We start from the raw sequence: 13,559 nt of genomic DNA on the forward strand, positions 1-13,559 counted from the left end.
ACTGCTTGTAAGCAAATGCCACACGACCGGGTCCGCCGACTCCGGTGACCTGCCCGCCGTGCCGGAGCCGGACATTCCCGTCCGGCCCCGGCACGGCCGTGCGGGCGGCGCCTTACGATCCTTGGACGACATCCCGCGCATGCGGGTGCCGGACGGTGCCGGGCAGACCCGCGTTCGGGGGGCACCGCCGGCCGGGTGCACTCTGGCCTGTGGAAAACGCCTGTGGAGAGGGCGATCGGCGGGGGCGGGGCAGATCCGGATGACGGCCCGGAGTAGGGCGTCGTACCGGGAGTGAGCCGGTTCCGCCACGCCGGAGGCCCTGCCGTGTCCATGCACAGGTTGTGGACGACGATGTGGAGAACCATCGGGACGAGAAGTCCCGGTCGCGGCCGGACCGGGACCACATCAGCATCCGCGACGTACCCCACTCATGGGGCCAGCACCGCCCGCAAACCGTACCGAACTGCCCGAGGAGCCCCCGTGTCCAACCCCCGCGCCGACTCCGTCGCCGGTCTACCTTTCGGGGAGGAACCCNCGGGCGACCCGGACCTGGCCGCGGTCTGGAGCCAGGCCGTCGCCGGGGTCGCCGACGGCACGCTGTCCGCGCAGCAGCGTGCATGGCTGCGGCTGACCCGCCCGCTCGGCCTTGTGCAGGACACGGCCCTGCTCGCCGCCCCCAACGAGTTCACCAAGGAGCTTCTCGACTCCCGGCTACGGCCGTTCCTGTCCACAGCGTTGTCCACAGCTTATGGACGGGAGATCCGGGTCGCGGTCACCGTCGAGCACCTGCCCGACCCGGAGCCGATGAGCGGTCCGATCAGGATCGTCCGGCCGGGGGAGGGCGACGGCGGCGCGCAGCGGGACGCGGGCGGCTCCCGGGGGCGCGGGCCGGGCGGCACGGCAGCCTCGGATACCGCCCGGCGGGCGGGGGATGCCGGCGCGCCGGTGAACGGCGAGCTGCCCTTCCCCGACTCCGCCGAGGGCACTCCGCCGGTGCGGGTGGGCGCGGGGCTCGGCCGCGACGCCGCGCCGCTGGAGACCGAGCCGGCGCAGGCCCGCCTGAACCCGCGCTACGTCTTCGAGACCTTCGTCATCGGGGACAGCAACCGGTTTCCCCACGCGGCCGCGGTAGCGGTCGCCGAGGCGCCGGCGAAGGCGTACAACCCGTTGTTCATCTACGGGGACTCCGGGCTCGGCAAGACCCACCTGCTGCACGCGATCGGCCACTACGCACTGAAGCTGTACCCGAACACCCGGGTCAAGTACGTGAGCTCGGAGGAGTTCACCAACGACTTCATCAACTCGATCCGGGACGACCGCCAGCAGGCCTTCCAGCGCCGCTACCGGGACATCGACGTCCTGCTCGTGGACGACATCCAGTTCCTGGAGAACAAGGAGCGGACGCAGGAGGAGTTCTTCCACACGTTCAACGTCCTGCACGACGGCGAGAAGCAGATCGTCATCAGCTCCGACCGGTCGCCCAAGCAGCTCTCGGCGCTGGAGGACCGGCTACGCAGCCGGTTCGAGTGGGGCCTGATGACCGACATCACCCCGCCGGACCTCGAGACCCGCATCGCGATCCTGTCGAAGAAGGCCGCCACCGAGCGCCTGCCGGTGCCGCCCGACGTGCTCGAGTACATCGCCACGCACATCGAGCGCAACATCCGCGAGCTGGAGGGGGCGCTGATCCGGGTCGCGGCGTTCGCGAGCCTGAACAAGTCACACGTCGACCGCACGCTCGCCGAGATCGTGCTGCGGGACCTGATCCCGGACGCCGGCAACCCGGACATCACCGCCGCCGCCATCATGAACGCGACTGCGGCGTACTTCGGCGTCTCCATGGACGACCTGTGCGGCACCTCCCGCAGCCGGGTGCTGGTGACGGCCCGGCAGATCGCCATGTACCTGTGCCGCGAACTGACCGACCTGTCGCTGCCCAAGATCGGCCAGCACTTCGGCGGCCGCGACCACACGACGGTCATGCACGCCGACCGCAAGATCCGCGGTCTGATGGCCGAACGGCGCGCGATCTACAACCAGGTCACCGAACTGACCAACCGCATCCGGGTCCAGGCCCGCCAACCCTGACTCGGGCAGGGCGGCTCCGATTGCAGCAGGCAGGCGGACACCGGTCCCTGATCCCGGGGACCGCGCAGGAGTGCCCCGCCCCCGGGGCCCTGGGGGCGGGGCGACAGGGGCCTCGCCCGCTCTGACCGCCCGCCGTCTGCCACCGGCAGGGCTGTGCCGGCCCACGCGTCCGGTCTGCGGTGCGCCGGACGGACCGCAGACCGGACGCGCCCCGCAGACCGGACGGACCGCGGGGCGCTCTGCCCGGTCTGCGGGCTCGAACCGTCCGGAACGCACCCGCAACGGGCATCGGTCTGGGCGGCGGCCGAGCCGATTGGCTCTCGGCACTCACGCGTCGAGGTGGGCGGGATGCGCGTTGCCCGGTCAGGGGATCCCCGGGGACGGCTGTCGCAGCGTGTGGGTGACCGTCGCGGGGGTGGACACCGCGAAGCGTCCCGTAGCACACCCGGCCGGCGGCCTCGAGCCCACTGGGTGGTTCCGCCCACAGCTTGTGGAAAACCTTGTGGACATCGTGGGGGCGGATCGGTGGAAGAAGGCGTGGACAGCCTGTGGATAACTCGGGGACGGCCTGTGGAGGGACAGAGTGGTCCCTGGGGACGACCGCTCGGCATGTGGATATCCACTGCGTAAACCCACAGCTCCACCCACAGGTTTTGCACCGGCTCTTCAGGCCTCTGACCTGCGAAAACGCAGGTTATCCCCAGCATCCACAGCCCCTACTACCACCACGAACTTCAATTTTTTCTAGAAAGATCAAAAGCTTGAAGTACTAGGGGGTGTGGACAACTTTTCGCGATCTTGAAAGAGCGCGATCCGTGTCACTTCGTGGGCTCCGGGTGAGCGTTCGTGGTGGGGCCGACCGCCCGCTGCGGCCGCCTGGCACTCTGGGATGCTGATCGGTGTTCCCGACGGGCTGACTCCGAACACCGGAGGGGACGAAGGAGGGCTAACCATGAAGTTCCGGGTGGAACGGGACGAATTCACCGAAGCGGTCGCCTGGACCGCCCGTACGCTGCCGAGCCGGCCGACCACGCAGTTGCAGGTGCTGTCGGGCCTCCTTCTCGACGCCACCGGGCCGATGCTCAAGGTCGCCGCCTACGACTACGAGGTGGCCGCGCAGGGCACGGTGCACGCGACGGTGTCGGAGGAGGGCCGCGCCCTCNTCAACGGCAAGTTGCTCGCGGAGATCACCCGGGCGCTGCCGGCCGCACCGGTCGACCTCGGCATCGACGGCACCCGGCTCGTGATCACCTGTGGAAACGCCCGGTTCGCGCTGCCGATGCTGCCGGTGGACGACTACCCGGCGCTACCGGCCATGCCCCCCGTCACCGGTCACATCGAGGGATCGGCCTTCGCGGCTGCGGTCGCGCAGGTGGCGATCGCAGCCGGGCGCGACGACACCCTCCCGGTACTCACCGGCGTCCGTATCGAGATCGAAGGCGACACCCTCACCCTCGCCGCGACCGACCGCTACCGGCTCGCCGTGCGCTCGTTGAAGTGGCGTCCGGACGACTCCGCCGGCGAAGCGGACGCGGCGGGCCCCGCCACCGTGGCCCTCGTCCCCGCCCGGACGCTGTTGGACACGGCCAAGTCGCTGTCCGGGTCGGGAGTGGAGGTCTCGATCGCGTTGGGGACGGGCCCGTCCGGCGAGACGCTCGCCGGCTTCGCGGGTTCCACCCGGCAGACGACCACCCGGCTGCTCGAGGGCCAGTTCCCGCCCTTCCGCAAGCTGCTTCCGGACAGTTCCCCGCTGATCGCCCAGCTCGAGATCGCGCCGTTGCAGGAAGCGGTCAAGCGCGTGGCCCTGGTGGCGGCGAAGACCGCCCCGGTGCAGTTGTCGTTCTCTCCGGACCATCTCGTTTTGGAGGCCGGTACCGGCGGCGAGGCGCAGGCGACGGAGACGCTGCCGGTGACCTACGACGGCCCGGAGCTCTCGGTGGCGTTCAACCCGTCCTACCTGCTCGACGCGCTCGGTGCGTTGGAGTCCGACATCGTGCGGATCGGCTTCGCCAGTGNCGAGGACCCGGCCGTCGCCGCGAACAAGCCGGCGATCCTCACCGGCAAGGCCGACGACGACGGCGAGGTGCCCGACTATCGGTACCTGTTGATGCCGATCCGGCTGCACGGGTGACGTGCACCTCACCCACCTGTCCCTCGTCGACTTTCGGTCCTACCGGTCCCTGGATCTCACTCTTGGTCCGGGAGTGGTCACGCTGGTCGGCCGCAACGGTCAGGGGAAGACGAACCTGATCGAGGCGATCGGGTACGTCGCGACGCTGGCCAGCCACCGGGTCTCCGCGGACGCCCCCCTGGTCCGCCAGGGCGCGTCGCACGCCGTGGTGCGGGCAAGGATCGTGCGCGGCGACCGCGCGGCCCTGGTGGAGCTCGAGATCGTGCCGGGGCGGGCGAACCGGGCCCGGCTGAACCGGGCACCAGTCCCCCGGCCCCGCGACGTCCTCGGGCTGCTGTGCACGGTCCTGTTCGCTCCGGAGGACCTCGCCCTGGTGAAGGGGGACCCGGCGGGGCGCCGGCAGTTCCTCGACGAGCTGCTCGTCGCCCGCACCCCGCGGATGGCCGCGGTGCTCGCCGACTACGACCGGGTGCTCAAGCAGCGCTCGACCCTGCTGCGCACGGCCGGGGCGGCCCGACGGGCCGGCGGCAAGGGTGACCTGCGCACCCTGGACGTCTGGGACGGCTACCTGGCCAGCTACGGCGCCGAGCTGCTCACCGCCCGCCTCGCCCTTGTCGAGGCGCTGCGTCCGGGGGTGGCCGGGGCCTACGCCGCGGTGGCCGGCGCGCAGGCCGCGGTCGGGTTCGAGTACCGGGCCAGCGTGCCGCAGCCGGCGCCGGATCCGGTCCGCCCCGACCGCGAGCAGTGGGAGGAAGCGATCCGGGCCGAGCTGGTGGCCGCCCGCCCGCGGGAGATCGAACGCGGGCAGACCCTGGTCGGACCGCACCGCGACGACCTGCTGCTGACCGTCGACGGGCTGCCGGCGCGCGGCTACGCCAGCCACGGCGAGTCCTGGTCGCTCGCCCTGGCCCTGCGGCTCGCCTCGTTCGAGCTGTTGCGGGCCGACGACCGCGAGCCCGTCCTGCTCCTCGACGACGTCTTCGCCGAGCTGGACGTCCAGCGGCGGTCCCGACTCGCCGAACTCGTCGCCCCCGCGGAGCAGGTGCTGGTCACAGCCGCCGTCGAGGCCGATGTGCCGGCCGAGCTGACCGGCACCCGCTACGTCGTCGCCGCGGGAGAGGTGCTCCGTGCCTGCTGAACCCGACGACCATCAGCCCGCCCCGGCCTCGGCGCCGGGTGGTGGGCGCGGCGCCGACCTGGCCCGGGAGATCCTCGCCCAGGCAAAGCGGGACGCCCGCGAGCGGGCCAGGGGACGTCGCGGCGGGTCACCCCGCGCCGACGGTTCCTGGCCCGGCTCCTCCGCCGGCGGCCCCGGTCCGGACGGGGCAGCCGGCGTCGGCGGCGACCCCGCGGCCGCGGACCGCGCCGGTCGGCGGCCCCGGTCCGGCGAGGACGACGGCCAGGTGCCCCAGCGCCCGCGGTTGCCGGGCATTGCCGCCCCGGGCCGGGAATGGCGCGACCCGGTCCCCTTCGGCACCGCGATCAGTCGGCTGCTCGCCACGCGCGGCTGGAAGGCGCAGGCCGACGACGCCGGCGTGCTCGCCCGGTGGGACGCCATCGTCGGCCCGGACATCGCCGACCACTGCACGCCGGTCTCGCTGCGCGACGGCGACCTCGAGCTCGTCGCCGAGTCGACGGCCTGGGCGACCCAGCTTCGGATGCTGTCCCGCCAGATCCTCGCCATCCTGCACCGGGAGCTCGGCCCGCAGGTCGTCCGGCGGATCACGGTGCGCGGCCCGACGGCCCCGTCGTGGCGGCACGGGCCGATCCGCACCGCCGGCCGCGGCCCGCGCGACACCTACGGCTGAGCTCGGCGGCCGGTCACGCCAGGCCGGTCACGACACAGGCCGGTCACGGGGGCGCGCCCGGGACGGCCCTGCTCGGCCGCCGCGGGCGCGCCGGCTGTCCCGCCGGAAGAGACAGACAGACCGGAGGAGCGATCCGGTGCTCACTGTTCGCGACGGTCCNCTCGGGCGGTCGGGATGGTCCGGACGTCGCCGGGGCGTGCAACGCGAGGCGATCATGTGGGCGAAGGTTGATCGTCGCGTCGGGTGACCGTCGTGAAGGCGCGCCAAGGCCCCGGGAGGCGGCGGTCCCGTAGGGGGGTTCACCGTCCNGCCGTACGGGGCGCTGCGCAGACGTCAGGGGTCACCCTGCGTCCGCTATAACGGGTCGGCGGGTAGACTGGTGGATACTTCCGCCCAGAACGAGGGGACCCGCCGCGTGGCCTACGATGCAAGTTCGATCAAGGTTCTCGAAGGTCTTGACGCGGTCCGCAAGCGTCCGGGCATGTACATCGGCTCCACCGGGGAGCGCGGCCTGCACCATCTCGTCTACGAGGTGGTCGACAACGCGGTGGACGAGGCGCTGGCCGGCTACTGCGACACGATCGTCGTGAGCCTGCTCNCCGACGNCGCCGTCCGCGTCGTCGACAACGGTCGCGGCATCCCCGTGGGCATGCATCCCACCGAGAAGCGGCCCGCGGTCGAGGTCGTGCTGACGACGCTGCATGCGGGCGGGAAGTTCGACGGCAAATCCTACGCGGTCTCGGGCGGTCTGCACGGCGTCGGCGTCAGCGTCGTGAACGCGCTGTCCACCAAGCTGGACGTGGAGATCCAGGTCGATGGGCACGTCTGGTTCCAGCCGTACGTGGCGACCCGTCCGGCGGCGCCGCTGGTGAAGACCGGCACAACGAAGAAGACCGGCACGTCGGTCACCTTCTGGGCGGACCCGACGATCTTCGAGACGACCGAGTACAAGTTCGAGACCCTCTCCCGGCGCCTGCAGGAGATGGCCTTCCTCAACAAGGGCCTGTCGATCACGCTGATCGACGAGCGCCCCGAGGAACGCCTCGAGGTCACCTACAAGTACAGCAACGGTCTGGTCGACTTCGTCGCCCACCTCAACGCCACCAAGGACGCGATCCACCGCAGCGTGATCTCGCTGGAGTCCAAGGGCGTCGGCATCGAGGCCGAGCTCGCGATGCAGTGGAACGCCGGCTACAGCGAGTCGGTCTACACCTTCGCGAACACGATCAACACGCACGAGGGCGGCACCCACGAGGAGGGCTTCCGCGCCGCGCTGACCAGCGCCGTCAACGCCTACGCCAAGGACCAGAACCTGCTCAAGCCGGTGAAGGCGGGCGCCAAGAGCGGCGACGAGCGGCTGTCGGGCGACGACATCCGCGAGGGCCTGACCGCGATCATCTCGGTGAAGCTCGCGCAGCCCCAGTTCGAGGGNCAGACGAAGACGAAGCTCNGCAACACCGAGGCGAAGAAGTTCGTCCAGGAGATGTGCTACTCGGCGCTGAAGGACTGGTTCGAGGTCAACCGGACCGAGGCGCGCGCCATCGTCAGCAAGTCGCTCGACGCCCAGCGCGCCCGGATCGCGGCCCGCCAGGCCCGGGACCTGACCCGGCGCAAGGGCCTGCTCGGCGGCACCGGCCTGCCCGGCAAGCTCGCCGACTGCCAGTACACCGACCCCGAGCGCTGCGAGCTGTACATCGTCGAGGGCGACTCCGCCGGCGGGTCGGCCAAGGGCGGGCGGGACTCGAAGTTCCAGGCGATCCTGCCGCTGCGCGGGAAGATCCTCAACGTCGAGAAGGNCCGGATCGACCGCGTCCTGAAGAACACCGAGGTCCAGGCGCTCATCCAGGCGCTGGGCACCGGCATCCACGACGACTTCGACATCGCCAAGCTGCGCTATCACAAGATCGTGCTGATGGCGGACGCCGACGTCGACGGCCAGCACATCCGGACCCTGCTGCTGACCCTGCTGTTCCGGTTCATGCGGCCCCTGGTCGAGGCCGGCCACGTGTTCCTCGCCCAGCCGCCGCTGTATAAGATCAAATGGGGTCGGGAGGACTGGGAGTACGCCTATTCCGACCGCGAGCGCGACGGGCTCGTCCAGCGCGGGGTGGAGGCCGGCCGCAAGCTGCCCAAGGACGCCATCCAGCGGTTCAAGGGCCTCGGCGAGATGAACGCCACCGAGCTGTGGGACACCACCATGGACCCGGACAAGCGCATCCTGCTCCAGGTCACCCTCGATGACGCGGCCGTCGCCGACGAGCTGTTCTCCGTGCTTATGGGCGAGGACGTCGACGCGCGCCGCAGCTTCATCCAGCGCAACGCCAAGGACGTGCGCTTCCTGGACATCTGACGCGGTGTGAGCGGTGCCGCGGCGGTCCGGCCCGCGCGGCGCCGCCTCGCGCCGCCCGGCCGGGACGACCCCGGGGCGAATCGTGGCTGGCGCCCCGCCGGACCGCCCGGCCACCCGCCGGGACGCCCGTCCCACCTGACGACTGATCCCACTGCCCTGGAAGGACCCCGTGGTCGACGTCCTACCGCCGCCCCCCGGCGACCGCATAGAACCCATCGGCATCGAAGTCGAGATGCAGCGGTCATATCTCGACTACGCCATGTCGGTCATCGTCGGCCGCGCGCTGCCGGAGGTCCGGGACGGGCTCAAGCCCGTCCACCGACGGGTCCTCTACGCCATGTACGACGGTGGTTACCGTCCCGACCGCGGGTACTTCAAGTGCTCGCGCGTGGTCGGCGATGTCATGGGTAACTACCACCCCCACGGCGACTCGGCCATCTACGACACCCTCGTCCGGCTCGCGCAGCCCTGGTCCCTGCGTTACCCGCTGGTCGACGGCAACGGCAACTTCGGTTCGCCCGGCAACGACCCGCCCGCCGCCATGCGGTACACCGAGGCGCGGATGGCGTCGCTGGCGATGGAGATGCTGCGCGACATCGACCAGGAGACCGTCGACTTCGCGCCGAACTACGACGGCCGTTCGCAGGAGCCGCTGGTCCTGCCGAGCCGGTTCCCGAACCTGCTCGTCAACGGCGCCGGTGGCATCGCGGTCGGCATGGCGACGAACATCCCGCCGCACAACCTGCGCGAGGTCGCCACCGGCGTCCAGTGGGCGCTCGACCACGCCGAGGCGACCGACGAGGAGATGCTCGAGGCGCTGATCGGCATCATCAAGGGGCCGGACTTCCCGACCTCGGGTCTGATCGTCGGGCGCAGCGGCATCGAGGACGCCTACCGGACCGGCCGGGGCAGCATCCGGATGCGCGCCGTGGTCAACGTCGAGGAGAACAAGGGGCGCACCCAGCTCGTCGTCACCGAGCTGCCCTACCAGGTCAACCCGGACAACCTCGCCGAGAAGATCGCCGAGCTCGTCCGCGACAACAAGGTCACCGGGATCGCGGACGTCCGCGACGAGACCTCGGCCCGCATCGGCCAGCGGCTCGTCATCGACCTCAAGCGCGACGCCGTCGCCAAGGTCGTGCTCAACAACCTGTACAAGCACACCCAGCTCCAGGACACCTTCGGCGTCAACATGCTGGCGATCGTCGACGGGGTGCCNCGCACGCTGCGCCTGGACCAGATGGTCCGCTACTACGTCGAGCACCAGGTCGACGTCATCGTCCGGCGCACCCGCTACCAGTTGCGCAAGGCCCGCGAGCGGCTGCACGTCCTCGACGGTCTGCTCATCGCGCTCGACCACCTCGACGAGGTCATCACCCTCATCCGCAACGCGGAGTCCGCCGACGCCGCCCGCGGCCAGCTCATGGAACGCTTCACGCTGTCGGAGATCCAGGCGACCGCCATCCTCGACATGCAGCTGCGTCGCCTCGCCGCCCTGGAACGCCAGCGGATCATCGACGAGGCCGCCGAGCTGCGGGCGCGGATCTCCGAGCTGGAGGCCATCCTCGCCTCGCCGGTCCGCCAGCGGCAGATCATCGGCGAGGAGCTCGCCGAGGTCGTCGAGAAGTTCGGCGACGAGCGGCGGACCCGCCTCGTTCCCTTCGAGGGCGACATGTCCATCGAGGACCTCATCGCCCAGGAGGACGTGGTCGTCACCGTCACGCGCGGCGGCTACGCCAAGCGGACCAAGACCGACCTCTACCGCTCGCAGCGGCGGGGCGGCAAGGGNGTGCAGGGCGCGGCGCTGCGCGAGGACGACATCGTCGAGCACTTCTTCGTCACGACGACGCACCACTGGCTGCTGTTCTTCACCAACAAGGGCCGGGTGTACCGGGCGAAGGCGCACGAGCTGCCCGAGCAGGCCCGGTCGGCGAAGGGCCAGCACGTCGCGAACATCCTCGCGTTCTCCCAGGACGAGCGGATCGCCGAGGTCATCGCGCTGAAGGACTACGAGGTCGCGCCGTACCTCGTCCTCGCCACCAAGCGTGGGTTGTGCAAGAAGACCGCCCTGAGCGACTTCGACTCCAACCGCGCCGGCGGCCTCGTCGCGATCAACCTGCGCGACGACGACGAGCTGATCGCCGCCCGCCTCGTCGCGCCCGGCGACGACCTGCTGCTGGTCAGCCGCAACGCCCAGTCGATCCGCTTCCACGCCGACGACGAGCAGCTGCGGCCGATGGGCCGGGCCACCTCCGGCGTGATCGGCATGCGCTTCGACGCCGAGGACGAGCTGCTGTCCATGGACGTCGTCGTGCCGGGCACCACCGCCGACCTGCTGGTGGCCACCTCCGGCGGCTACGCCAAGCGGACCCCGCTGGCCGAGTACCCGGTGCAGGGCCGCGGCGGCAAGGGCGTGCTGACGGCTAAGATCGTCTCCACCCGGGGTGGCCTGGTCGGCGCGCTCGTCGTCGACCCGGACGACCAGCTCTACGCGATCGCCTCCAACGGGGGCGTGCTGCGCACGATCGCCAAGGACGTCCGCCGGGCCCAGCGNCAGACGATGGGGGTCCGCCTCATCGATCTGGAGACCGGTGTGCAGGTGGTCGGGGTGGCGCGCAATGCTGATGTGGAGGACGCCGACGCCCGCACCGACCCCGGGGCCGAGGAGAGCTGAGCNCAGGGCCGGCAACGGTCCAGGTCCGGGGCGATGGCGGTCCTCGACGTCGGCGCCGTCCCCCGGTGCCGCGGTGACGCCGAAGCGGGGATCCGGCGTGCGCATGGCCCGCGTACGCCGCCAGGAGCGAACCGGGAGTAGACCGTGAGCGACAGTCAGGAAGACCGGCCCGCCCGGTCGGCGGTCCACCGCGGCTCCTCCCCGGCCGCCGGGCCGGGGGGAGCGCGTGACGGCGACCGTTCCCGCCCCCCCGGCGACGGCGGCGACGGGGAGCCGGGCGGCGAAACGCTGAAGATGCCCGCCGCCGGCGCTTCCGGCGGCGGAGCTCCCCCCGCCGGGGCGGCCGCCGGCGGCGCTGGCACCCCGGCCGCCGGCGACCGCCCGGCGGCCTCGGGCGGGGCCCGTTCCGGCGGCGCCGGCTCGCTGGACCCGTCGGCAGGCAACCCCTTCTTCCAGCGTTCCGGCCGGGGGCAGTCCCCACACGCCGACGACGGCCGTGAGGGCACCCCGGGGGCCGGCGCGGCCGGGTCCTCCCCGTCCGCCTCGTCGTCCGCCTCCCCGCCCATCTCGTCGAAGCCGGGATCGTCCGCCTCGTCGTCCTCGACCGTCCTGGGGGGTAAGGCGTCCGGCAGCGCGGGCGGCGACCGGGCGGCGGCCGCGGAGCCGGCGCGGTCGTCCGCGGCGCCGGCCAGGTCCGCGCCACCGAAGTCCGCGCCACCGAAGTCCGCGTCACCGAAGTCCGCGTCACCGTCCAAGTCGGGATCGGCCCCGTCAGCGTCGTCCTCGGTGCCGCCGTCGTCCTCGCTTCCCGCCGGCTCTGCGGCGGCGTCCCGGCCCGCGGCATCGGCGGACGAACGGTCCGGCCGGTCGCGGGTGGCGCCGACCCGCAACGGAGCGGGCGGGGCCCCGGCCGGTATCACGGGGTCGGCGGTGCCCCCATCCGGGTCGGCTCGTCCCGAGAACGCCGGGACCCACGGCGGCGATGCGGGCTCGGCTACCCGCAAACTCGGCTCCCCCGCCGTATCGTCGCCCGCGAAGTCCCTCGGTACGACGCCGCCCGGCGCCCGCCGAAGCACGACGGGCCTGCCCAGTGCCCGCCCCGAACACCCGGTCGAGCGGCCCGGTGAGACCGACACGATCTCCCTGGTCCGTCCGCCCAGCATGACGAGGAGCGGTACCACGAAGCCCGACAGCAACCGTGCCGCGCCGGAGCGGGTGCCCGCTCCCGACGCGGTGCGGCCGGCCGCGCCCGCCGCGGGCCGCGGTGCCAACGCGACCGCGGCCTACGAGCGGCCGATCGCCGCGTCGGCGTCCGCGGGCACCGCCACCGCCGCCGCGTCCCCGCACGCGGCGACCACGACCTCTCCTGGCGCCCTCGACGACCAGCTCGAGGCCGTACCGGCCGACCGGGCCAGTGCCCCTCGCGGCCCCGGTCGCTCCGGTCCGGGCNTGGGTCCCATCCGCCCGCCCGGCGCCGGCCGGCGCGCCAAGCTGCGGCTGTCCAAGGTCAACCCGCTGACCGTGACCCGGCTCAGCTTCGCGTTCTCCCTGTGCGTCTTCGTCGTGTTGCTCGTCGCGGTCGCCGTGCTGTGGTTCGTGCTCAACTCGATCGGGGTGTTCAACAGCGTCACGGACGCTGCGGACACCCTGACCGACAGCAGCGCCAGCAACGTCAAGGGCTGGCTGTCGTTCGGCCGCGCGATGGAGATCAGCCTGCTCATCGGCGCGATCAACGTCATCCTGATGACCGCGCTGACCACTCTCGGCGCCCTGCTCTACAACCTCTGCGCCGAGATGATCGGCGGCATCGAACTCACCCTCAGCGACCAGTAGCGCCAACGGACGGCGGCGGCCGCCACCCCGGCCCCGCCGTCCTGTATGGTTGCAGTCGTTGCCGGGACCTATAGCTCAGTCGGTTAGAGCGCTTCCCTGATAAGGAAGAGGCCGGTGGTTCAAGTCCACCTAGGTCCACAAGAGTGGCGATGTTTGAAACTTGATCTTCGCTCCTCTTGAGCTGGTAGGGCGTAGCGCCGTTCGGGTAGATGCCGGACGGCGCTTTCGTTTGCCCGTGAAGGGGTCTGCCGTCCTCGTGGGCGGTCGGGGGTCCCTCGCTGGTGGAGACGTGTAGGTCCGGGGGTCCGGGTTCGTCTGTGGCGCTCTGGGCCTTGATCAGATTCCTGGTCTCCTGGCTCAGCAGGTCGGCAAGATCGTCGCCGAGGAGTTGGGCGAGCGGGGGGAACAGGTCCGCTCCGTGAATCCCCTTGTCGATGATCCAGAACCGCTTGAACACTGCCTGGTTGAGTTGGCGTTGCACGAGTGCCGGGGCGGTGGTGTAGAGGGTGTGGCTGTCCTCGCAGAGGCTCAGCAACCGGTCGAGAATCGCGCCGATCGACTGCCATTCGCCTTCGCTGGCGTGGAGCAGGGCACGCGCCTTACCAAGGTCGCGGTCGATCCGCTGCTGTTCTTCCTTGAGGAATTCCTGGCTGATCGCGCCGTTGTAGTAGGCGC

General features: G+C 71.4%; 6 protein-coding genes, 1 tRNA gene and 11 pseudogenes. 17 read left to right on the top strand and 1 reads right to left on the bottom strand.

Going from position 1 to position 13,559, the window contains the following annotated elements; translation table 11 throughout:
• Positions 1-535 precede the first annotated feature (535 nt).
• From dnaA to FF86_RS62675, 14 genes and pseudogenes are all read left to right on the top strand, one after another.
• Positions 536-2,088, top strand: a pseudogene (gene dnaA / locus FF86_RS18015) (chromosomal replication initiator protein DnaA); the annotation flags it as partial.
• Positions 2,089-3,040: 952 nt separating this feature from the next.
• Positions 3,041-3,250, top strand: a pseudogene (locus FF86_RS51410) (DNA polymerase III subunit beta); the annotation flags it as partial.
• Position 3,251: 1 nt separating this feature from the next.
• Positions 3,252-4,103: pseudogene (dnaN, locus tag FF86_RS18020) on the top strand (DNA polymerase III subunit beta); the annotation flags it as partial.
• 1 nt (position 4,104) lies between these two features.
• Positions 4,105-4,219 (top strand): annotated as a pseudogene (locus tag FF86_RS51415) (hypothetical protein); the annotation flags it as partial.
• A 1-nt stretch (position 4,220) separates the two neighbouring features.
• On the top strand, positions 4,221-5,357 hold the full coding sequence (gene recF / locus FF86_RS18025; protein ID WP_044885662.1) for a DNA replication/repair protein RecF: 1,137 nt from the start codon (positions 4,221-4,223) through the stop codon (positions 5,355-5,357).
• A gap of 70 nt (positions 5,358-5,427) precedes the next feature.
• A complete protein-coding gene (locus FF86_RS18030; RefSeq protein ID WP_082121928.1) occupies positions 5,428-6,027 on the top strand; it encodes a DciA family protein in 600 nt (199 codons plus the stop codon).
• Positions 6,028-6,442: 415 nt separating this feature from the next.
• Positions 6,443-6,625 (top strand): hypothetical protein (locus FF86_RS51420; RefSeq protein ID WP_304438155.1); only part of this gene is annotated, 183 nt, incomplete at its 3' end.
• 8 nt (positions 6,626-6,633) lie between these two features.
• A pseudogene (locus tag FF86_RS51425) lies at positions 6,634-7,458 on the top strand (ATP-binding protein); the annotation flags it as partial.
• A 20-nt stretch (positions 7,459-7,478) separates the two neighbouring features.
• Positions 7,479-7,823, top strand: a pseudogene (locus FF86_RS51435) (toprim domain-containing protein); the annotation flags it as partial.
• 1 nt (position 7,824) lies between these two features.
• A pseudogene (locus FF86_RS51440) lies at positions 7,825-8,377 on the top strand (toprim domain-containing protein); the annotation flags it as partial.
• Positions 8,378-8,546: 169 nt separating this feature from the next.
• Positions 8,547-9,595: DNA gyrase subunit A (locus FF86_RS51445; protein WP_304438156.1), on the top strand; the 1,049-nt coding region annotated here is incomplete at its 3' end.
• 1 nt (position 9,596) lies between these two features.
• Positions 9,597-10,165, top strand: a pseudogene (locus FF86_RS51450) (DNA gyrase subunit A); the annotation flags it as partial.
• Position 10,166: 1 nt separating this feature from the next.
• Positions 10,167-10,930: pseudogene (locus FF86_RS51455) on the top strand (DNA gyrase C-terminal beta-propeller domain-containing protein); the annotation flags it as partial.
• Position 10,931: 1 nt separating this feature from the next.
• Positions 10,932-11,051, top strand: a pseudogene (locus FF86_RS62675) (hypothetical protein); the annotation flags it as partial.
• A gap of 155 nt (positions 11,052-11,206) precedes the next feature.
• On the opposite strand, the gene FF86_RS18045 reads toward FF86_RS62675, so the two are convergent.
• Positions 11,207-12,055, bottom strand: coding sequence for a hypothetical protein (locus FF86_RS18045; protein WP_128423317.1), 849 nt, complete (start codon positions 12,053-12,055; stop codon positions 11,207-11,209).
• Positions 12,056-12,212: 157 nt separating this feature from the next.
• Between FF86_RS18045 and FF86_RS51460 the strand changes: the two are divergent.
• From FF86_RS51460 to FF86_RS18055, 3 genes and pseudogenes are all read left to right on the top strand, one after another.
• A pseudogene (locus FF86_RS51460) lies at positions 12,213-12,500 on the top strand (DUF3566 domain-containing protein); the annotation flags it as partial.
• Positions 12,501-12,542: 42 nt separating this feature from the next.
• A complete protein-coding gene (locus FF86_RS51465; protein ID WP_255355836.1) occupies positions 12,543-12,884 on the top strand; it encodes a DUF3566 domain-containing protein in 342 nt (113 codons plus the stop codon).
• Between the two features lie 64 nt (positions 12,885-12,948).
• A tRNA-Ile gene (locus FF86_RS18055) sits at positions 12,949-13,022 on the top strand.
• Positions 13,023-13,559: the final 537 nt, after the last annotated feature.

This window comes from Frankia sp. CpI1-P, assembly GCF_001421075.1.
GTDB classification, from domain to species: Bacteria; Actinomycetota; Actinomycetes; order Frankiales; family Frankiaceae; genus Frankia; species Frankia torreyi.